Source organism: Neisseria mucosa (genome assembly GCF_003044445.1).
GTDB lineage: Bacteria > Pseudomonadota > Gammaproteobacteria > Burkholderiales > Neisseriaceae > Neisseria > Neisseria mucosa_A.
In genome coordinates this window covers 44325-66241 of record NZ_POWX01000008.1, presented here as the reverse complement: position 1 = coordinate 66241, position 21917 = coordinate 44325, and the positions used below count along the sequence as shown (strand labels likewise).

The 21917-nt window shown below is 47.2% G+C and carries 21 protein-coding genes; 7 read left to right on the top strand and 14 right to left on the bottom strand.

Translation table 11 applies throughout. The annotated features are described in order from the left end of the window. The 9 genes from DBY90_RS06305 to DBY90_RS06265 are packed head-to-tail and all read right to left on the bottom strand — an operon-like array spanning nt 1 to nt 6859. Nucleotides 1-636, bottom strand: coding sequence for a TraV family lipoprotein (locus DBY90_RS06305; protein WP_107986769.1), 636 nt, complete (start codon nt 634-636; stop codon nt 1-3). Next, entirely contained in the window at nt 633-1862 is a 1230-nt protein-coding gene (locus DBY90_RS06300) for a TraB/VirB10 family protein (protein ID WP_107986767.1), read from the bottom strand. The genes DBY90_RS06305 and DBY90_RS06300 overlap by 4 nt, the downstream gene beginning before the upstream one ends. Continuing rightward, nucleotides 1862-2809: a TraK domain-containing protein gene (locus DBY90_RS06295; RefSeq protein ID WP_107986765.1), complete on the bottom strand. Its 948-nt coding sequence runs from the start codon at nt 2807-2809 to the stop codon at nt 1862-1864. The genes DBY90_RS06300 and DBY90_RS06295 overlap by 1 nt, the downstream gene beginning before the upstream one ends. 8 nt (nt 2810-2817) lie before the next feature. Next, the gene (locus DBY90_RS06290) at nt 2818-3666 is read right to left on the bottom strand and encodes a TraE/TraK family type IV conjugative transfer system protein (protein WP_185952188.1); all 849 of its coding nucleotides are present in this window, start codon (nt 3664-3666) and stop codon (nt 2818-2820) included. Nucleotide 3667: 1 nt separating this feature from the next. Further along, complete coding sequence (locus DBY90_RS06285; RefSeq protein ID WP_107986761.1) at nt 3668-3970, bottom strand: type IV conjugative transfer system protein TraL; 303 nt, start codon at nt 3968-3970, stop codon at nt 3668-3670. Nucleotides 3971-3982: 12 nt separating this feature from the next. Then, on the bottom strand, nt 3983-4525 hold the full coding sequence (locus DBY90_RS06280; protein ID WP_107986759.1) for an OmpA family protein: 543 nt from the start codon (nt 4523-4525) through the stop codon (nt 3983-3985). After that, nucleotides 4506-4847, bottom strand: coding sequence for a hypothetical protein (locus DBY90_RS06275; protein ID WP_185952187.1), 342 nt, complete (start codon nt 4845-4847; stop codon nt 4506-4508). The genes DBY90_RS06280 and DBY90_RS06275 overlap by 20 nt, the downstream gene beginning before the upstream one ends. 52 nt (nt 4848-4899) lie before the next feature. Then, nucleotides 4900-5562: a thioredoxin domain-containing protein gene (locus tag DBY90_RS06270; protein WP_107986755.1), complete on the bottom strand. Its 663-nt coding sequence runs from the start codon at nt 5560-5562 to the stop codon at nt 4900-4902. Next, nucleotides 5549-6859, bottom strand: coding sequence for a GspE/PulE family protein (locus DBY90_RS06265; RefSeq protein ID WP_185952186.1), 1311 nt, complete (start codon nt 6857-6859; stop codon nt 5549-5551). The genes DBY90_RS06270 and DBY90_RS06265 overlap by 14 nt, the downstream gene beginning before the upstream one ends. A gap of 611 nt (nt 6860-7470) precedes the next feature. Here DBY90_RS06265 and DBY90_RS06260 point away from each other — a divergent pair. The 4 genes from DBY90_RS06260 to DBY90_RS06245 are packed head-to-tail and all read left to right on the top strand — an operon-like array spanning nt 7471 to nt 13142. Next, nucleotides 7471-7899, top strand: coding sequence for a hypothetical protein (locus tag DBY90_RS06260; protein WP_107986751.1), 429 nt, complete (start codon nt 7471-7473; stop codon nt 7897-7899). Continuing rightward, entirely contained in the window at nt 7896-10418 is a 2523-nt protein-coding gene (gene mobH, locus DBY90_RS06255; RefSeq protein WP_107986749.1) for a MobH family relaxase, read from the top strand. Before DBY90_RS06260 ends, mobH begins: the two co-directional genes overlap by 4 nt. Then, nucleotides 10415-12463: a type IV conjugative transfer system coupling protein TraD gene (traD, locus tag DBY90_RS06250; RefSeq protein ID WP_107986747.1), complete on the top strand. Its 2049-nt coding sequence runs from the start codon at nt 10415-10417 to the stop codon at nt 12461-12463. The genes mobH and traD overlap by 4 nt, the downstream gene beginning before the upstream one ends. Beyond that, a complete protein-coding gene (locus DBY90_RS06245) occupies nt 12456-13142 on the top strand; it encodes a DUF4400 domain-containing protein (protein WP_107986745.1) in 687 nt (228 codons plus the stop codon). Before traD ends, DBY90_RS06245 begins: the two co-directional genes overlap by 8 nt. 216 nt (nt 13143-13358) lie before the next feature. Here the strand turns inward: DBY90_RS06245 and lolD are convergent, their stop codons facing one another. Next, complete coding sequence (gene lolD, locus DBY90_RS06240; RefSeq protein WP_070493104.1) at nt 13359-14045, bottom strand: lipoprotein-releasing ABC transporter ATP-binding protein LolD; 687 nt, start codon at nt 14043-14045, stop codon at nt 13359-13361. After that, nucleotides 14038-15288: a lipoprotein-releasing ABC transporter permease subunit gene (locus DBY90_RS06235; protein WP_070493101.1), complete on the bottom strand. Its 1251-nt coding sequence runs from the start codon at nt 15286-15288 to the stop codon at nt 14038-14040. The genes lolD and DBY90_RS06235 overlap by 8 nt, the downstream gene beginning before the upstream one ends. 213 nt (nt 15289-15501) lie before the next feature. On the opposite strand from DBY90_RS06235, the gene DBY90_RS06230 reads away from it, so the two are divergent. After that, nucleotides 15502-15786, top strand: a complete 285-nt coding sequence (locus DBY90_RS06230) for a hypothetical protein (protein ID WP_003743264.1) — start codon at nt 15502-15504, stop codon at nt 15784-15786. 92 nt (nt 15787-15878) lie between these two features. On the opposite strand, the gene recR is transcribed toward DBY90_RS06230, so the two are convergent. The 3 genes from recR to DBY90_RS06215 form a co-directional block, all read right to left on the bottom strand. Continuing rightward, entirely contained in the window at nt 15879-16499 is a 621-nt protein-coding gene (recR, locus tag DBY90_RS06225) for a recombination mediator RecR (protein WP_049229323.1), read from the bottom strand. Nucleotides 16500-16575: 76 nt separating this feature from the next. After that, nucleotides 16576-18111 carry a SurA N-terminal domain-containing protein gene (locus tag DBY90_RS06220; protein ID WP_070493097.1) on the bottom strand — a complete coding sequence of 512 codons (1536 nt, stop codon included), beginning with the start codon at nt 18109-18111 and terminating at the stop codon, nt 16576-16578. Between the two features lie 81 nt (nt 18112-18192). After that, nucleotides 18193-18546: an ArsC family reductase gene (locus tag DBY90_RS06215; protein ID WP_070493094.1), complete on the bottom strand. Its 354-nt coding sequence runs from the start codon at nt 18544-18546 to the stop codon at nt 18193-18195. Nucleotides 18547-18666: 120 nt separating this feature from the next. On the opposite strand from DBY90_RS06215, the gene ygfZ reads away from it, so the two are divergent. Next, a complete protein-coding gene (ygfZ, locus tag DBY90_RS06210) occupies nt 18667-19524 on the top strand; it encodes a CAF17-like 4Fe-4S cluster assembly/insertion protein YgfZ (RefSeq protein WP_070493091.1) in 858 nt (285 codons plus the stop codon). Between the two features lie 132 nt (nt 19525-19656). Beyond that, on the top strand, nt 19657-21657 hold the full coding sequence (gene rep / locus DBY90_RS06205) for a DNA helicase Rep (protein ID WP_070493088.1): 2001 nt from the start codon (nt 19657-19659) through the stop codon (nt 21655-21657). The last annotated feature ends 260 nt before the right edge of the window (nt 21658-21917 follow it).

Sequence of the window (21917 nt, the reverse complement as noted above, 5' to 3'; positions counted from 1 at the left end):
TTACTGCAACGGCGGAATCACACCGGCCGGTAAAGAATCGGGAATCGCCTGATTGTCCTGCTGGCGGTTGTTTTGACGTGCGGACGGTACTGTTTTCGCGGTTTCTTCGGCTGCTTCTTGGGCAGTGTCTACATCACTTTCAGTTTCCGCTTCATCCTGCTGGGCTACGACCAGTGGTGTAATCCGCCGTGAACTTTGCAAACCCTGCGAGGCGGAATAACCGACATCCCACTTCCTCGGCGTCACTTCGGAAAATACGCGGCTCGGATAAACCAAATTACCGCTTTCATCTTCGTAGGCATTGACCCATACGCGCATGACTTTGGCAGGTTCCAATAACGGTTTTGGTTCGCCGATAGCTGCTACATTAGGTACGCTTTCCGGTAAAAAGGGAGCTACGCCTCCTGATGTTCTCTTGTTTTTGCCGCCTTTTTCATCGACCAATCCGATTTGGATGACTTCGTCAGGATCGTATTCTTGCGCCGCATAGTAGGCGGCTCGAACGGTAACGCAAGGCATGCCTTTTACCGATTGCGGACAGGAAAGTTTGCTGCTGTCGCCGACGTTGAATGTTGAGGAGCAAGCTGAAAGTAGCATTACCGGCAATACTGTCGCTCCCAAAATTAAGGATTTCATTTGCGGCCTTTCTTTGTGTCATGAACGATGTGTAAAAATACCCCTTGAGTCAGAATGATTTCCCCTGTGCGCAACGGCTCGACCTCAACCACCGGAATGGCTTGCGTGCCATAACTGCTGTAAATATCGGCGATACGGTCAAAAGTTTTGCTGGCCGCTTTACCGGCTGCCTGTCCGCTGACTCCGCCTAAGTTGATTTGCGTACTAGTAGAGGTACTTCTCGAACTACCGGTATTGATATTGATGCCGTTGGCGACCCCGGTGGCAATATTGGCCATGGTTTCCATCGCGCCGACTTTGAGCAGTTGTGAAATCACTTTGCCGGTTTTGGAAACCAAACGGCCTTGGAAGCCCGGCTTCCCATCTTCTCCAAATACTGTCCCTTGGATGTTTGCTTCGACCGCTTTCCCATCATTGCGGATACAGGAAATGGTTTTTGTGCGCATCATGGCGCGGGAATCCATGTATTGCCCAAAAGTTGAGGCTAGTACGAAACAGTTGGATAAATCGGAACGGTAGCCGTTAGGCAGAATGGCCGTTCCCCTAACCTGCATCAACACTGGCAACGGATCTTTGCTGTCATTGTTGGTATTGGTCGGTGCGTTGACACCGGACAGAAGCGCTATCGACAAGGTAGCACCTGGGGGCAGGTAGGTTTTACTTTCATCATCTGCATCAGCAGCCTTCTTGGATGTCCCTGTCGCAGTTTTTTTAACGCCACCGGTACTTTGGAAGGCAGATTTTGATTCATCACCCTGCTCTTCTTCCGTCGGTACGGTTTCAGACGGTAAAGTGACTTTGCTGCCATCTCCGTTGCCATCGGCAAGCGGAGCGCCGGGATTGACCGTGTCACGCTCGGAAGCACCTTTAGCGGCTTCTGCTGCCTGCAATGCGTCAGCAATCTTGCGGTTTACCTCGTCTTCACTTAAACCCTTTTCCTGCACCCCTTGTCCTGGCTGCTGCGTCATACGTTCGCGCCGGTCGGCTTCCATCTGCTGTCGCAGTGCTTGAATTTCTGCCGCCATTTTCTCTTCGTTCATATTCCGTGTTGCAGGAGTTAAAACTTGGGTTTCAGTATTCTTCTCTGGCTTACGCAGCATCCCGTTGCTGTAATCCCGCATGGCGGCGGTAATCAGAATCAACAGACCGAGACCGCCGACGCTACCAAGTACGGCGATCTGTTTCTGTTTGCCGGTCATGTTCGACCATTTGCTTTTGAGGCTCATTATTTCGCTCCCAGTTTTGATACCATGATCAGCACATCTGTGGTTTCGCCCGGATAAACGCTGACTTTAGGGTAGAAAGCTACGGCCATCACACGTTTGTTGGCGCCGAACATTTCTTCAGCCAGCACTTGAGGCGTATCGGTCGTATTGGTCAGGCGGTAGCGATATACGTCAAACTGGCTGCTGCTGTACCGTTCAACCGGTACCGAAGCCATACCGTTGGCCATGCGCATTTTTTCACTCAGAGGACGGACGGTATAACCGGTCGGTACAACCCCTTTGACAATATCCTGTAATACAGCCGACAGCATTTGGGTAAACTCGCCCTGCTTACCGACACGGGTACCGCTTTTTTCCAAGGGAGAAAGCCCGCCCGTCGCCAGACTGATGGTCTGTGAATTTAATTTGGCTTGCGGCGATAAAGTCAGAGACACAGGCAGCGTCGGATTACCCTCGTCGTATACCATGACCATGAATTTCTGTGCCGTATTTGGTTTGAGAATGAAATTCGGACCATGGATTTCTGCGTCATACAGTTTTTTGTTACCCACCATTTTGGGATTGGCAAACGGCGTCATAATAATGGACGGATAATTCAAGGCAATCGGCACAGTATGGTTTTCGCCGTAAAGTGAAGTAATATTGTGTACTCCACGCACCATGCCTTCTTGGATATTGTCCTGATAACCGCCGCTGACAGGTGTTTTAATCTGAACAACACGGCGTTGCGCATAGCTGCTTTTATTGGGCAGATTGGCATTTTTAGTAGTTATAGCTTTGCTGCCTTTAACTGTCGTTTTCTTAGCAGGTTTGGCCACCACATCCGGCCAAACTTCTTCTACCGGCCGGTAAACCTCCTCTTTGGGTTCGGGTTGTGATTGTGGTGCCGATACACAGCCTGTCAATGCCGTTAAGACGGCCAAACTCAACAAACGGTAATTTTTCATGGTCTTCCTCACGGTAAAATGTCCTCTTTGCCGACTGGCGGCTCTACACCGTCAATACTGGTACCCGAAGGCTGCAATCCGACTGGGTTGGTTGTTTCTGTCGGAACTTCCGATACCGGTTGCGTGACTGGGGCGCTCTGAACCGCTTGCTCCAACTCGGTAGCCTGTATTGTTGGATCCCGTTGTATTTCACTTTCACGGGCATCGGGAACAACCTGTTTCATCCGCTCCTGACGTTTTTCAGCCTGGTCTTTATGGGAGCGCACCCATTCTTCGGTCATCGGCTCACCTACATAGGCTTTGAAGTAGCTGACTCGCGGAAGACCGTTTTTCATATACATCTTCAATTCGTAAGTAGCCTGTACCGAACCGATACTCTGTACTGCACCTTTACTGTACGCTGACGAAGTAAGTTTGCCGCTAACGTAGAATTTTTTAGTGGAAGGTTCGTAAATCACGCCGTTGGTCGGTTGAAAATAACTCATGGCATTGATGCCGTTGTATTTTGGATTACTTTTTACAGCCAACAACTGCGGTCTTAACGAAACCCACACCTCTGGATCAAAAAACTGTTCCATACTGTCTGAAATAAAGTCCACGGACTCCGGCACAACTGAAGAAATGGTTGAAACGATGTAAATCGCCATCGGTTCGAAATACTCAACGGAAGCGTGGTCAAATGCAGCAACTGCACTTTTAGTCAAGTTCGGCGGTTGGATGACAATGCGCTCGTGCATGGTGGCAACTTTATAGGTCAAACCCACACTAACAATCCCCAAACACAGGCAGACAATTTTCAAAGTCCGGTTTTCGCCCAATAAATCCGCCATCTTCTTACGGGCTGTTTTCAGTTGCATATCAATCCTCCACTCGACGCAACAGGCCATTGTTAAAGACTTTGTTCAGCGGTAGGCCGCATAAGTAAATCAGGTGGATAAACGCGCCGGGCAAGGCATTCCGTTTCAATCTGATATACATTACACTCATCAGGATGCCGCCAAGCAGCCCGAATATGTACAGCATGGGTGAACGGACCTGCATATTGATAATGGCCGCTGCCGCCAACCCCAAAAAGATAGGCATCAGATCGTCGGCTTCAAAAATTAGAACCTGCTGCATGGTATCGATACATTCAGGGTAATACACTTCTTCATTCGTCATTTTCTGTTCTCCTTACTGGCACAAATTGGCATCCGGAAGCCGGTATTTGCCGTAAGCGCATTCTTTGTCCACGCTGATGCCGTGATAACGAAGGTAAGAGGCTACTGCATCGGCACGTCTGCGCGATAATTCCAAGTTATAAGAACCAGAGGCTCTTGGGTCTGCATATCCTGACAATATCGCTCCGCTTTCAGGCAGTGATTTGACAATTGCTTCTAAACGCTGTTTCTCTTTTTTACTAATGGTGGCGGAATCGGTAGCGAAATACACCGTATGCAGGTGCTTCGAACCGCCATCACTGTTACCGAAAGAAAGTTGGATTCCGAACGGACTGATTTCTTGCGGTTTCCAGATATAGGTACCTTCCTCTATCCCTATCAAAGCCACATCCGAATATCCGGCAGGTTGGCGCAGCACCACCAATTCCGTACGCTCGCTCACCGGCATTACGGCCGTCTCTGCTTGTGCCTGACCCTGTTGGATAGGGTATGCACAAGCCCCCAACAACCATGTCGTCATCACGACTGCTGCCGAATTACTTTTGCTGATTACCATTATTTATGCCTTTCCAAGCAGCTGCCGCTGCAAACAACCAAAACCAAACTGTGTTAATCAATACCGCCCAAGCTATAACGGACATCCAATTTTTATAACTGCGGTAAGCATGTTGCTGCAACGGTCTCAATGCCTCGGCCGTCCAACTGTCTATCCCATTTGACTCCGATACCGGAGCAAAGCATTTCGGATAGAGCGACAGGCTAAATACTGTTTTGCTTGCCATCAGCATGGGCTTGTCCAAATGTTGCGCAACAAACCGACCCGTATCAATCTGCTCATTAGGTAGCTGGCATGTTTGGGCTGGAGGAACATTAATCATGCAGAGACCGTACAGTACGGTTGCCGTCCAAAAAGCCAGGCGGCGGTAAGGTTTAAATCTTTTCCATCGCATCTGATACCAATCCGTTTAATAACTGGGTCAGCAAACTGTAATCACCGTTGGTAAAGCCGGCGTGGGTCGTGTATTTGCCGACAACACCGAAAGAAGGCGTAACCGAAACTCGGTAGCGGCGTGACAAGTCTATGGCTCGAGCAATGCGGTTTTGGGTGTTTTTACTGTTTAGTGACGCATTGATTTGCGCCTGACTGAAACCCATGCTGCGTAGGATGCCTACATAGGTATCCGGTGTTACCCTGCGGTTGGTCGTTTCACCATAAGCCAACCGCATGTATTCGTTAATGCGGTTAGGAGCCATGTCTCTAACGATGTAGAAAGCCGTAGCAGCCGCGTTTTGTGTTTTTGTTCCGAACAGTGGCACAAAAACCAGCTGGTACGGCTCAGGCAGGGTTCGACCCCACTGGGCAAAGCCTGCCCACGTGCTGGCACAATACGGACATTCAAACGATACAAACATATAAATCCGCGTCGCCTCATCTTTAAAGTTGCCGACGGTTTGATACGGTTTGATGATGCCGCTTAAATCAGCGGCTGTTTTCGAAGCTTGCTGTGTCTGCAAATCAGGTGCCGCCGCCGCCATACTCGGAAACAGCAAACCTGCCAAAGTGATACCTATTGCGGTTTTATACAGTTTCATAACTTGCCCCAACATCCGATAAAAAAGTTTCTTGAGTTACGGATAACGCATCGTAAAAATCGACTTTGGCTACTGCTGACAGTTCTAGTGCCGCTTCGGTCAATGTCCGGTACACAGATTGCTTGAATAATGCGGCACGCACACCGTCTAAGTCCTGAGAAAGAATGGCCTGCCGGACCTCGCTGGTATTAAATGCCATTTCAAATACGGGAATCCGCCCTTTATGGCCCTGATGTCCGCACAATTCACAGCCCTTTTCGTTAATGGCGTAATAGGATCTGTTCGGGAAACGCGTTGGTAATTGATCCTGTTGCTCCTCACTCAGATTGACCGTTTTAGCGCAGTTACTGCATAGTTTTCTGACCAAGCGCTGGGAAAAGAAACACAGCAGAGCCTCAGCCAACGCATACGGTTCGGCATTCAAATCCATCAAGCGCAGTAATGTTGCCGGTGCGTTATTGGCATGGACACTGGAGAGCAGCAAGTGGCCGGTATTGGCCGCAGTTGTAGCAATCGCAGCAGTTTCCGTGTCACGGATTTCGCCTACCATGATGATGTCCGGATCCTGTCGCAAGAAAGAGCGCAGAACCTTGGCAAAGGTACGGTGCGGATTAATGCTGACCTGATTGGCTCCGGGAATACGATTTTCAACGGGATCTTCTACCGTCATGATGTTGATGGTTTCTTTATTCAGATGACTGATGCTGGCTGCTAGAGTCGCACTTTTACCGGAGCCGGTAGGTCCGCTGACAATGATCATGCCCTGTTTGCTGTCCAATACTTGCAAATAAGCAGAACGCACATCTTCTGGCATGTCGATTTTGGATAACGGCAAATCAGTAGCCTGATTACCCAACCGACACACAATGTTTTGACCAAAGGTTGTCGGTGCGATGCTGACCCGGATATCAATCATGGCTTCGCCATCACTATCTAGCATCCAAAACGATGAATCCAGGCAGGAGTCAATATCGTGTATTGGCAAGCGGCATTTGGCACGAATTTGGTTATTGATGATGAGCGCGGCCTGACGGGTAAACAGCCATTCGTTGGCTATCTGCATGTTTTCGTGACGGATACGGATTTGGCAGCCGTTTTCGCGGCTGGAAAAATGCACATCGGACGCTTTAATGGATTTGGCGTAAGGAAATACCCAATTCAGAAAGCTGACAACTTTTTCATCGCCTTCGTTCTGCTTGATAAACCTGCCAGAGTCGCCAATGTCGTATTTTTTGCCTACTTCTTGCAGCAGCATCTCAAATTCGGCGGGAATGGCGGTTTGGTTATTTGTCTGCATGATGCGACCCTTGTACATGCCCATATTCTTAAAGAAGGACGCTGGAACAGACGCTATACGGTGACGCCTGCATGGAACAGGATAGCCAACGCCCCTCTTTAAGAATACGAAGCAGGTTAAAGTAAAGGTACCCCCACCTCTATCTTCAAACCACAGGTCGGTTTTAAATTAAAAGTTGTCGTAATAAGCGACGGGATTGATTGTGAAACTTTGTCAAAAATTTTGACAGAAATAATATGAATTTGATTTTTATCGCATTGTTTCTTGACAAAATCGAAATAGTATGAATCTAAATGGTAAAGGACTTATCAGAAAAGCCAAAAAGGAAATATGCTTAAAACCGCATATTTCCTTTTTAAAAGGCTTAATGGTTAATGGAAACGCCTTAAATGTAAGAGTTAAAAAGACTTAAAGGAAAAAGAAACAGCCATAAAGGTAACGACAGCCATGGACAACCATGGCTGTCAAAAAGAGAAAAGGCCGAAAAGAGTTCATGGTTTTGGACTTTTGTCAAGAAACAATACGAAAAAGCCCTGATTCGGATTATCGCTTGCCTACCTTTCTACATAGGATAACATTTGCTTTACTAAAACCACTTTCGGAAACTCACCATGGACAATTATCATTTCAACCAACTCTGCTTCAGCTTGGAACGTTTTGACAAAGCCAGCCCGAGGTGGTCCGGCATTTTGTTATCAATGTTGCACCAGTGTGAGGGTTTTATCGAGCAATATACCCTGAATGAAACATCCACAGAGGCGTTTTTGGTTGAAAAAACCACCAGTTTGCTGGAACAACTTCCTGTAACTGCGACTGATGAACATATCGCTGACTTATTAAGCCGGGAGTTCGAAGGCTGCTACTTCATCGCACAAACACCGAACGGCAACTGGAACAGTCTGAATGAACCGTTCTGCGAATTTTACCGCTATTGCCCCAATGCCAATCTGTATATCAGCGACCAGCCTCATGCGCCGGCACTACAATTCAAACTTAAAATGATGCGGATGATCCATCCCGACTATGTGGCTTACGCATGATGGACTGGCTATCCTACACAGGCTTGGCATTAATAGGCGGCGCGGGAGCTGCCTATTTCTACCTTAACCGCAAACCTTCAAAACCGCAGCAATCCCCTGCACCGGTTTCAGTTGCCGTTCAAAAAATTTATGGCGATAAGTTTCTGATTCTGTCGGCTGATGAGTTGATTGCAGAATTAGATTTACAGCCTTCTATTGCCAACATCAAAGCCAATCTCGGTCTCTCAAATGAAAACTGGAACAGAGACGGTCTGCCCTTATTACGCAATTTCATAGCTTTTGTTCAGCGTCTTCCTGCCTCAGAATCTCACCATCATGCTGGCGACGGCGGCTTGGTCAAACATACGCTTGACGTTGCCGCCCTCGCCCTGCTCGCTTCTTCTTCGCGCAGTTGGCCGCCGAACGCAAAAACCGAAGACATAGCACGTCTGACTGCCGTGTGGCGCTACGGTATCCTGACGGCCGCCCTGCTACACGACATCGGTAAAACGCTGACTTCTTTCGAAATTGAGTTATACGAAAAAGCCAATAGTAGAAAATTTTCCTTATGGATGCCCGATACAGGCAACATGGACGAAAGTGGTAAAAAACTGTACCGCGTGACCTTTCCGAATCATAAAGCTGCTTACGAAGCTCATGCCGCGCTGGGTTGGACGTTTTTCCAAAGCATCGTGCCGTCCAATGCACGCAAATGGATGAATGAAGCCGATCCGAATTTGATTAAAGCATTGCGTAGCTATCTTTCTGGCCAGCAACAGGACAGTCCACTGACGGACATTATCAAACAAGCCGACATGACGTCCACAGCTCGAGACCTACGTCACGGCTCAAGACAGCGTTTCTCCTCAGCAAAACGTCCGCCTCTCATCGAAATCGTGATGAATACTTTGCGTAGCATGTTGGCCGAACGTGGCGCCCATTTCAGCATTGCCTCTACCGCCGGCGGCGATATTTTTAGAAAAGACGATTTGGTCTTTATGATGGCCAAGAATGTTCCCGATTACATCCGAACCTATCTTGGCAAAAGTAAACACCCTGACGCAGCTTTATTTCCATCAGATAATCAGCGTATTTTCGATACTTTGCTGGAATACGGTGCTGTCCTCCCCAACCCGAAAGACAACCGTAAAGCCGTTACTCCTGTTGCCGTCAGTTTTGAACGCATGGATGGTGCCGTTAAATCGCATTTTTTTACAATGCTGTGTTTCAAACTGAACACACTGTACCCTGACGGCCAATACCCGCACGAATTTCAGGGAATGTTGGAAGTATGCCCTGATGTAACGTTGCAGATGTACGAACCTGCACCAGAAGATACTGCTGATTTGAAAAACGAGCCAGGAATTATGGCTGAATCTGCTTTAACGCCAACAGAAAAAGTCGACGAAATCGACAACACCCCCCTTCCGCCTGTGCGCAAAATGGATTTTTTGGCAGTACAGGAAGATATTCCCAAACAGAAAACTGAGGTTATACCTGCCCCATCCTCCCTTTCTAAGTCGGAAGTAGAAATCCTGCCGCCACCTCAAGCCAAACCAAAAAAAGACAAACCGAAAGCAAAATCAGGTATTGATGCACTTTTGAGCCTGCACAACCTACTGGAAGAGGAAGATACTGATACTTCAAGTGATATTCCCCCCAAGATACAAGAATCACCGAATCCGACGGAACAGAAGAAACAACCAGCTCTGCCCGATCAGGTTACTACTACGACGTCTGAAGTACAGACCGCTAGCAGTCTGTCCACAGCTAAACGGCAGGAGAAACAACCTAAGAAAAAAGCAATGTCTGTTCTGGACTCTCTGTTCTCCGACTTTAACGGACAAAGAGCCGAAAAACCCAACTCGTCATCTGAAAACGATACCAATCCTGATATTCAAGATAAACCAGTTTTACCACAACAAAGTGTGCCGCAATATCTTTCCTCAGAGGATACCGCAGCCGCCGCTTTGGATGAAATCCAAGACGAACGGAAATCCCTACCGACACGCTCCCCACGACCGGTCACGGTTCACCGACAGGACAATATGCTGGAACAGCAACCTGCCATCCACAAAAAAGCCAATGATGTACTGGACGGGCAAAAGCAGGCACTAAAAGATGAGGGAAAACGCTTTTGGAACTGGTTGGCCAACGGACTGGCCGAGGGCAGTATTACCGTTAACCAAAGCGGCTCCCCCGTCCATTTTGTCGAACAAGGAATGTTACTGGTTACGCCGGCCATCTTTAGAGAATACGCCGGTGGGGTCTTTGACAAAAACAACCCAAGCTGCCCTGGCCTCTTGGCACAAAAAGGATTTACCGCACTGGGTCTTCATGGTCGCACCAAGCGTTCTGCTATCTATACCGCCTTAGCCGTGAAAGCACAGCGGAAGTTATTGTTTCACTGCTATCTGATACCTGAAGACAAACTACACCTAATTGTGAAAGCCGACAGCAGACCACCAAACAACATTGATATTGCACTGGCTGACAGCCAAAACCTACTTCAATCTAAACCGACTGGAGAAGATTCATGAGTCTGACCATCCGTCTTCCTGAAAATGTATACCGCTACCCCTATGAATTTTGCAGCGCTGCATCCTATTCTGCCGCGACGCTGGCAGCCACACTCATGCCCTTGCCCGGAATCAGTCGCTATGCGGTTATTCCGGTTCTAAGCGGGCTGGCAGTCAAACGCTATTTTGAAGGCAACCGCATCCGCCGGTATCGGAAAAATGTGAAAAACCTCCCCTATTATGCGGCTACTCCCGATCAAATTCCGGTATCCGACAAAGCATTGTTTTTAGGAAAAGGGTTTAGATGGACGCAGAAGCATACCCAGCGTTTGATGATGATTCGCCAGCCAGAAAACGACCACCTCCGTCTTCCAGGAAAGTTGTATAAGGCTGCACGGCTGCATGAAATCAAAACACCGGGAGAAACATGGCTGACCAAGCTGACTTCATCAAATGCTTGGTGGAATCCGGTGGCCCCCTTGCCTCCCGTCGGTGGCTCTCCTGAAATTCACGGCGTCGAACTTGAGGAAGAGGAAATCTACATGTCGTTGGGTGAGCGCGTCGGCCATACTGGGGTTTGGGGAACCACCCGTGTCGGTAAAACCCGCCTTGCAGAGGTCATGATTAACCAAGACATCTGCCGTGGTGACGTAACCATTATGTTCGACCCTAAGGGTGATGCTGATGTAATGCTGATGATGTATGCGCGCGCAAAAAAGATGAAACGGCCATTTTACCTTTTTCACCTAGGTTTTCCCGAAGTATCCTGCCGTTACAATCCTGTTGGAGATTTCTCCCGGATTACCGAAGTGGCCACCCGTATGTCCAATGGTTTGCCAGGAGAAGGCAATTCGGCAGCATTTAAAGCATTCGTATGGCGTTTTGTAAACGTGCTAGCCAAAATTATGGAAGCCATTTCCATCAAACCAACCTATTTGAGCATTTACCAATGCGCTGTGAATATGGATGATTTGGCTAAAGCCTATTTTGAAAAAACGCTCAACTTGGAATATCCAGGATGGGAAAAAGAATATGAATCTTACGATTTGGAATCAGAACAAAAGAAAACGGCCGGCAAAACCGGTCGGGATATGGAAACGGTTAGAACCGCGTATTTCCTGAAATCAAAAGGATCGAACAATCCATTGACGGATGCCGTCATCGGCATTTTAGGTAATGAGCGCACCTACTTCGATAAATTAGTTTCATCACTGTACCCATTACTTGAAAAACTGACCAGCGGCAAAGTAGCCGAATTAATCAGTCCGGATTTCAATGATTTAACGGATGAGCGACCAGTTATGGACTGGCGTAAAGTCATGGCTTCCGAAGCAGTGGTATATGTGGGTCTGGATGCACTGACCGATGCTGAAGTAGCCGCAGCAGTTGGTAATGCTATGTTTGCAGACCTGACTTCGCTTTCCGGTCATATCTACAAGCACGGCCATGGCTTTGGTCAGTCAGGAATAACTAAAAAACGGAAAGTGGCTATTCATGCAGACGAATTTAACGAATTAATCGGGGATGAGTTCATTCCGCTGCTGAATAAAGCCGGCGGTGCCGGTTATCAAGTAACCGTTTACACGCAAACATGGTCTGATGTCGAAGCCAAAATCGGTTCGGCCGCTAAAGCAGGTCAAATTGCCGGCAACTTGAACAATATGATTATGCTCCGCGTCAAGCACGAATCAACCGCCGAATTGCTGACCAGCCAGCTACCGGATGTCAAAGTCGTTTCAGGTACCCAGGTATCTTCCGCCGGAGATGTCGCCCTTCCGAAAGACATGGAGGATTTTACCAGTTCGAACGAAGACCGGTTAGCAACAGAAACCGTCCCGATGCTGCAAACATCGGACTTGATCAACCTGCCCAAAGGACAGGCTTTTGCGCTACTAGAGGGCGGGCAGCTCTATAAAATCCGGCTACCACTCCCTTTGCCTGACCCGGACATTGACGTTCCATCCGATTTGACTGCCGTTGCAGAAAAAATGCGCGAAATCGTCCGTTTGAACCGCACTGATGACTTAGAAAACAATGCTTTTGTAGAAGGGCAATATTATGGCTAACCAATCTCCCGAATTTCTGGCCAAGTCAACCAGCATTGGTTTTTTGACAAAACCGTTCAAATGGACTTTTATCATTTTGTTGGTTACTGCAATCCTGTTTTTTTCGTCGGTAACTATTCAAACCTACTTCGGACAGGATGATTTATTGAAATCAGAACTGATTCGAACCCAAGAGATTTTTGCTCAAAGCAGTACAGCCGAGCTACCGTTCCATATTGCCGTTATCCGCTGGATTTACGACGGCTTATATTTGGTTGTCTTCAAACTCAGTGGAATCGAACCTTTGATTAACGGCCAGCAGAATGATGCTCTAAGTTCCGGTTTCGCCGGAATATTGGAAAATTTTGCAGCCGAGCTGTCCATCCTTAACGATACGCTTAAAATCATCGCCATCCGAATCGGGAATATCATGGCTTTTATTCCGTTATTGATTATTATGGTATGCAGTGCGGTTTTTGATGGTTTCATGAAGAGAAAAATCCGGCAACAAAATGCGGCAAGGGAATCTGCTGCGATTTACCACCGTGCCAAATTTTGGCGATCCGGTATCATTTGGACAACCGTATTTATTTACTTAAGTATGCCCTTCTCTATTGATCCAATTATTCTGTTACTTCCTGTCGTTTTATTAAGCATCGCTGGATTTTTTCAAGCAAAATACCTCAAAAAATATTTATGAATTATGAAATGATTATAAGACAAAGTCTTCTTAAAATTTAAAAATTACAACAAAATCTTAGAAATACCTATGGTTGACTTTAATTACATAAAAGGTTTACTATCATACTATACCTAAAAAACAGTAATTGCTGACATGCTATGTGGGAAAAGCATTTGGCCTATATTCTTGATTATTTTTGAAATTTACATAGTATGCATTATGTGAACTTATACATTATGCCTTACTTTGTAAATGTCCATCCTGCATGGTCATTACTCTTTCAAACCGCATGGCAAGCTCATCATCGTGAGTAACAACAATCAGGCTTGTATTTAATTCTGTTTTCAGGTCCATCATCATGTCCAAAATGTTTTGGGCATTTTTCCTATCTAAATTACCTGTCGGTTCATCAGCCAGAAGGCATTTGGGGCGTGTAACTAAGGCTCTTGCAATGGCAGCGCGCTGTCTTTCACCTCCTGACAGTTCGCTTGGACGATGTAATATCCTTTGTTTCAATCCAACTTTTTCAAGCATATCGGCAGCTTGCGTTTCTGCTTCCGCTTTGTTTTTTTTGCCGATTAAAAGCGGCATCATTACGTTTTCAAGTGCAGAAAATTCAGGTAGCAAATGATGGAATTGGTAAACAAAACCCAGATAATTATTGCGTAATTCTCCCAGTTTTCTTTGAGACATATCGCTTATATCCCGATTCATCAGGGTAATTTTCCCCTCTGATGGTTTGTCCAAGCCGCCTAAAATATGTAAAAGGGTTGATTTACCGCTACCTGACGAACCGATAATACTGATTCCTTCTCCTTCTTTTACTTCAAGATTCAGGTTTTTCAATACTTGTACGTTTAATGAACCGTCCCGGTAACTTTTTCCGATATTTGTGCATTTCAATACTATATTGTTATTCATATCGTAAGGCCTCCGCCGGTTGTGTTTTGGCTGCACGCCAACTTGGATAAAGTGTGGCAAGGAATGACAATCCTAAAGAAATACAGGAAATAACCGCCACATCTCGCATGTTTACGTCGCTGGGTAAATAGTCGATAAAATAGATTTGTGAGTTGATAAGGTGGACGCCGAAAAGTTTTTCAAAGAATGCAACGATTTTACCGACGTTCCAACCCAGTAATACGCCGCATACCACGCCGATAAGCGTTCCAAAAAAGCCTGCAAAAGCCCCTTGTACCATGAAAATTTTCATAACTCCTGATGGCGCAAGACCCAATGTGCGCAAAATGGCAATATCGGCTTGTTTCTCCGTTACCGCCATCACTAAGGACGATACCAAATTGAAGGCTGCAACGGCGATAATCAATGTCAGGATGATGAACATCATGCGTTTTTCCAACTCTACTGCTTCAAAGTAGCTGCGGTTATTGAACGTCCAGTCTCTGACCCAAATTGAATCTTTTTTGGAAGGCGGGATTAAATTTGCAGTAAACGAGGGAGCATTTTGCGGGTCAGCCAGTTTCAGGCGCAGCCCGCCGAAATTTTCACCCAATCTATACAATACTTGGGCATCTTGGATATGCGTCATTGCCAGGGAATTGTCTACTTCATATACGCCAGTTTTGACTAAGCCTACGACGTTGAACTGTTTCAGACGAGGTACGACGCCTGCGGGGGTAACATTGCCCTCAGGGGTGATAACGGTAACTTTTCCTCCGACTTCCGCGCCTAAAGCTTGAGCCAGGCCTTCTCCTAAAATGATATCGAAGTTACCGGGTTTCAGGCTGTCAAAACTGCCCGCAGGCATATCTTTTCCATAATCTACAACATTCTTTTCTTCGGATGGTAAGATACCGCGGATTTGAACCCCTCTAACTTCCCCCGCATTGGCAAGTAAGGCTTGATCGGATATGTAAGGCGCGCTTGCCAGCACTTCTTTTTTATCTTTGACGATTTCACGAAGGTTTTGCCACCCTAACCCATTGCCATTATCGTAATAACCGATTTCAGCATGAGGGGCGACATTCAGTAACTGCCCTCTGATTTCCTTTTGAAAACCGTTCATTACAGACAGTACGGTAATCAGCGCGGTAACGCCTAATGCAATACCGATAATTGAAATCATGGTGATAAACGACATGAATCCATTGCGTTTTTTCGCCCTGAGATAGCGAAGTCCGATCCATGTTTCCAAAGAAACCATCCGAATGCTCCAGTGTATGTTGAAAATCGAATATTGTACCGTAAAATACCGTCCTAGTCCGAGTCATTCCGATAAGCCGACATCCGTATGTAAATGCCGACGGTCAAATTGCCAAGTACCGTAAATTTCGCCCTGAGACTTGCATAATCCGTCATATGGCCTTATTCTGAGCAAACGGTACACACTACCGATATTAAAAAAGGAAACAACCTCATGAAAATCAGTAAAATTTTGGTTTTGCCCATCATTGCTGCCGGCTTGGCTTTGAGTGCCAATTCATACGCAAAAGAAATCAAAATTAGTTCAAATAACACATCTTACTCTGATGCAGACGTCCAAAAACTGGCTGCGACTGCAGTCGGGATGGGTGTTAAAGAGCCTGTCAGCCTGAATGCGGGTAGCGGGATTGTTACTGTATCCGGCAACAGCGCGACAACCTGTACATTTAAAGTCGGCAACGGTTCGTCTCCGCAAATTCAAGGTGTAAACTGTAAATAATTTATCCGATTGATTTCATTACATCATGTTTTCATAACAAAGGTCGTCTGAACATTTTCAGACGACCTTTGTCATTGTTAGCGTTGATTGCCCTACTCTTCCATTGAATCGGTTTTCAACATACGCCGTTCATATACTGCCTGTGCCAAAGTGCCCGCATCGACGTATTCAAGCTCTCCGCCTAAAGGAATGCCTCGTGCAAGGCGGCTGACTTTATAGGGTAAAGGTTTGAATAATTCCGCCAACACATAGGCTGTCGCATCACCTTCGGCGGTAAAGTTGGTTGCGATAATAATTTCTTCCACTTCGCTGTTTTGTAGGCGTGCAACCAGTTTGTCTAAAGAAATATGAGAAATATCCATGCCTTGGGCAGGACTGACCTGCCCCATTAAAACGAAATAAAGTCCGTCATGGCAATTGGCTGTTTCCATATTAGAAACATCGGCAGGCATATGGACTATCATCAGCCTGCGGGGATCACGGTTGGCATCGGAACAAATCTCGCATAAATCACTTTCGCAAAAATTGTTGCACATCTGGCAATGCTGAACTTGCAACAAAGCGTATTGCAAAGCCTCAACCAAATTTTCGGCTTCCTGCCGTTTATGCTGCAAAAGTTGATGTGCCATCCTTTGTGCAGACTTGGGACCGACATTGGGCAGAACTTTCAAAGCGTTAATCAGGCGTGTCAACGCATCGGGTGATTTACTCATTTTTTCAGACGACCTTTGAGGGCTTTGTAAACGAAACGGTCGCGAATATCCGACCGTTTGCTTAAAATGTGCCGTTTTATTCGGCAGAATTATCCAGTTTTTGCGAACCTTGAACCTGCTCAATCTGCTTACTCAGATATTGCAGCAACCGGCTGAATATATTGGCAGATTGATTTTGTACCAAAGCCTGTTTGGCAGCGGGAATTTGTGCTGAAACATTTTCCGGTGCAGCAATGCTTTGAACTTCCATAATAACCGGCGAAGGCAACCCTTCCAACAAAGCAAAAGCCGGTTTGCCATTCGCAGGGCGGGCTTTGACCAATTCGTTGTAGGCTTCGGGCGGCATGGATTTTCGAGCGTCCTGTGCTGACAATTGCTCAACGGGCGACCATTGTAAATCTACGTTCTTTCCTGCTTTCAAGTCCGCCAAAGTTTCTTGCGCTTTCTTCTCGGCAAGTTTAACAGATTCGCTACGGACATAGGCAGCCTGAACTTTATCTCTCGCTTCGGCAAATCCGGCTGTTTTTTCTTCACGGACTTCTTTGGCGCGAACGACCCAAACAGTATTGTTGTCAATATTGATAATGTCTGAATTGTGTTTTTTCTTCAAGACATCTTCGCTGAATGCCGCGCTAATCAACGCATCGGGCATACCTGCCGCTTTGGCATCGGCCTGCGTCAGCCATTGATCGGAAGTTTCGATTTTCAAACCTAGTTTTTTCGCCGCCTCATCTAAGGAATTCGGATGATTAAACGCTTCTTCAGCAAGGTTTTCTTTGGCGGCATTAAAATCAGCGGAGGCTTTTTTAAGTTTCAAAGCAGCCTCAATGCGTGCTTTTTCTTTGTCAAACTCAGGCTTAGGAGCATTTTGTGGCAATGCGGCAACTTCTTCGTCAAATGCTTTTTTGACTTCATCCGCACTGACGCTTTGCTTCTCCGCCAAATGAGCTGCATTCAGGGCAACGTATTCAAGCTTCACAGCTTGGGGAATCAGATAATCTTTTTTATGCGATTCATAATAACGTTGCAAAGTGGCATCATCCGTTTTGACTTGTGCCGCAAATGTTTCCGGGCTGAATGTAAATGAACGGATGGTACGGTTTGACTGAGTCAGCTTAATCAGCTGCTCTGCTTGAGAATCGCTGATAATTGCCCCGTTCTGAACCAAGTTAATCAAATTTTGTAAGGCAAACTGCTCTCGTAAATCATCGATAAATTGGTCTTCGGACATATGGCGTTGGCTCAGATATTGCGTAAACAATGCCTGACTGAATTTACCGTTGGCATCATGAAATGCCGGATCATCGACAATAGCCTGCTTAACCTGATCCATAGACACATCTATGCCCATCATCTTTGCGCCCTCTTTCAGATAGGCACGCTGAACCAGTCCGCTAAATATAGCTTCGCGGCTTTGCCCGCCGCCTGCGGCCTGTTCCGCCTGTACGGCATTATTCAAGGTATGATCGCTTATTTTTTCGCTGCCGACCTTAACGATATAGTCGGAGCTGGAGTTTCTCGCAGTTTCAACACCAAAGCCGATAAAGGTCAACGCAATCAGACCCAGTAGGATTTGGGCGGGAGTTTTATATTTTTCAACGGTATGGAACATATTGGTTTGAGGGCGTAATGGTTAATGGCAAGCGCGCATTGTAGCGTTTTTTCAAGGAATCCGCATCTTTCAGACGACGTTTTATTCCGAAAAAATCTTCTGATAGTTTTCAACAGAAAATCCGACGTAAACCCTGCCGTCTTTACGCAAAACCGGACGTTTGATCAAACTTGGATTTTCCTCCATCAGTCGGACTGCCTCGTCCAGATTATTTTCGGCTGCTTGACGGTCTGCATCGTCAAGTTTGCGCCATGTCGTACCACGTTTGTTGAGCAGGATTTCCAAAGGAACCTGTTCCAACCATTGACGGATAACTGCCTCGCTTGGGGCGTTTTTCTTAAAATCGGAAAATTCGTACACAATATTATTTTCAGCCAACCAGTTGCGTGCCTTTTTAACTGTGTCGCAATTTGTGATTCCGTATAATTCAATCATGCTGTTTCTTTCTTGCTGATGCTTGGTAAGCTCTCATTTTACTACATTCCCCAAGTGAAATAAGCTAGAATACCTATCCGCAATCCCTTAATCGGGAAACAGGTTATAGAAGGATTCCCTATGCAAAGCCGTTTACCTTTTTTCAGCGTCATCCGTGTCGGCGGAGAAGATCGCGCTTCATTTCTCCATGGCCAACTATCTAATGACATTAATCACTTACCTGTAAATCATGCCTGCTACGCGACTTACAACACACCTAAGGGACGTGTTTTGGCGAATATGATTGTATTAAACCGAGGGGAAGATTTATTGCTGGTCATGGCGGCGGATTTGGCTGAATCTATCGTGAAACGGCTGCGTATGTTCGTATTACGCGCCAAAGTCGAATTTACCCCCCTACCCGATTTTGCCGTTGCAGGCATGCTCGATGAAAGCTGCCATGCTACCCCGCCCGACTCACCCAACCTTTCTTTCGAGGCATCACTGGAAAACGGTGTATATACCATTCCCCTACCCCATAAAGGTCGTCTGAAAATCGGTGAGGCGGCGCAGCTCCCCGAATATGATGCCCAAGCCGAAAATGCGTGGAATCTGCACGAAATTCGCAGCGGCTATCCATGGATTTCTGCCGCGACCAAAGAAACCGCTGTTGCACAAATGCTCAACCAACACATCATCGGCGGCGTACATTTCAAAAAAGGCTGCTATCCCGGTCAAGAAATTATTGCGCGCGCCCAATATCGAGGCCAAGTAAAACGCCGGCTGGCGGTATTGAGCGGAGATTCATTGGAAGCAGCAGGTGTAGGCGTGGTTTCCGAAGGTGCGGAAGCCGGACAAATCATCAACACTGCGCTAACTGAAAACGGCAGCTTAAGCCTTGCCGTCATCAAGTTTTCCGCAGCGCAATCTCCTCTTACGGATGCAGACGGCAACGTATTGAAACAGGAAAAACTTTTCTTTTCCATTTCTGAAGAATAGCCCGTCCGCGATAACAAGGTCGTCTGAAATCTTTTTGAAATAAGGTTTCAGACGACCTTTTGTCCCCTCCTTACATCTCTTTTCGATGGCTGTTATATAATTCTTCCTCACACACTCCCCTACTCTTTCCCCATGAAACTCAACCCCCAACAGCAAGCCGCCGTCAAATACCTCGGCGGGCCTCTGCTCGTGCTTGCCGGCGCCGGCAGCGGCAAAACCGGCGTGATTACGCAAAAAATCAAGCATTTGATTATCAACGTCGGCTATCTGCCGCATACCGTCGCCGCGATTACCTTTACCAATAAAGCCGCCACGGAAATGCAGGAGCGCGTCGCCAAAATGCTGCCCAAGTCGCAAACGCGCGGGCTGACGATTTGCACGTTCCATTCTTTGGGCATGAAGATTTTGCGCGAAGAGGCGAACCATATCGGTTACAAAAAAAACTTCTCTATCCTCGATTCCACCGACAGCGCGAAAATCATCGGCGAACTCTTGAGCGGCACGGGAAAAGAAGCCTTATTCAAGGCGCAGCACCAGATTTCCCTGTGGAAAAACGATTTGAAAACGCCCGAAGACGTGCTTCAGACTGCCTCCAACGCATGGGAAGAACAAATCGCGCGCGTGTATGCGAGCTATCAGGAAACCCTGCAAAGCTATCAGGCGGTGGACTTCGACGATTTAATCCGCCTGCCCGCCGTGCTGTTGCAGCAAAACAGCGAAGTGCGCAACAAATGGCAGCGGCGGCTGCGTTATCTGTTGGTTGACGAATGTCAGGACACCAACACCTGCCAATTTACGCTGATGAAACTCTTGACCGGCGCGGAAGGCATGTTTACCGCCGTCGGCGACGACGACCAATCCATCTACGCATGGCGCGGCGCAAACATGGAAAACCTGCGCAAAATGCAGGAAGATTATCCGCAGATGAAAGTCATCAAGCTGGAGCAAAACTACCGCTCCACCGCGCGGATTCTCAAAATCGCCAACAAAGTCATCGAAAACAACCCCAAGCTGTTCACGAAAAAACTTTGGTCGCAGTTCGGCGAAGGCGAAATCGTCAAAGTCGTTGCCTGCCAAAACGAGCAACACGAAGCCGACTGGGTCGTCAGCCAAATCGTCAAGCAGAAGCTGGTCGGCAGCGACAAAACCCAATACGCCGATTTCGCCGTGTTATACCGCGGCAACCATCAAGCGCGGATTTTTGAAGAAGCCTTGCGCAGCGCGCGCGTTCCTTATCAACTCTCAGGCGGGCAGAGTTTTTTCGACAAAGCCGAAATCAAAGACGTTTTGTCCTATTTGCGCCTGCTTGCCAACCCCAACGACGATCCCGCCTTCCTGCGCGCCGTCACCACGCCCAAACGCGGCATCGGCGATGTAACGCTGGGCAAGCTCAACACCTACGCGCACGAACACGAATGTAGCCTGTATGAAGCCGCACAAACCGAAGAAGCCCTTGCCCTATTGAACAACACCAACCGCCAACACCTGCAAGCCTTTATGGATATGTTCGGCAGCTACCGCGCCAAAGCCGAAACCAGCGAAGCGGGCGAACTCATCAACAGCCTGCTCAAAGAAATCGACTACGAAAACCACCTGCTTGCCAGCGAAGAGGGTAAAGCCGGCGAAATCAAATGGCGCAACGTCAGCGACCTGACCGGCTGGCTAGAGCGCAAAGGCGAGCAAGACGGCAAAAACATCATCGAACTCGCCCAAACCGTCGCCTTGATGACGCTTTTGGAAGGCAAAAGCGAAGAAGAAGTCGATGCCGTCAAACTCTCGACCCTGCACGCCTCCAAAGGTTTGGAATACCCATACGTTTTCCTCGTCGGCTGCGAAGAGGGCATTCTGCCGCACAACGACAGCATCGAAGAAGACAACGTCGAAGAAGAACGCCGCCTGATGTACGTCGGCATCACCCGCGCCAAACGCCAGCTTACGCTGACCCACTGCGTCAAACGCAAAAAACAAGGCACATGGCAGTTCCCCGAGCCCAGCCGCTTCATAGACGAAATGCCGCAGGAAGACATCAAGATTTTAGGGCGCAAAGGCGGCGAGCCGATTGTGAGTAAGGAAGAGGGCAGAAGCCACCTTGCAGAGATGCTGGATATGTTGGCAGCGAAAGGGAAGGGCTGAAACGAGAGATGGACAAGCAAAAGGTCGTCTGAAATAGAAAGCAGCGTTGTCGAATGTACAATACATGGCTACAATCCGCCTTACAAGTTTTCCGACGGATAGCGAAAAGTCTGTCTTTCGGCTGCTCTTTTCAGTTAAAATTTTATTAAATAATGTTTTTGATGGTTAAGGAAAATCCTAACTTTTCTTAACCATATAAAAGACTGAAAATAATGAAATTTTTTAACCGAGTGCAGTCGGAAGACTTGCCCCACGAATCG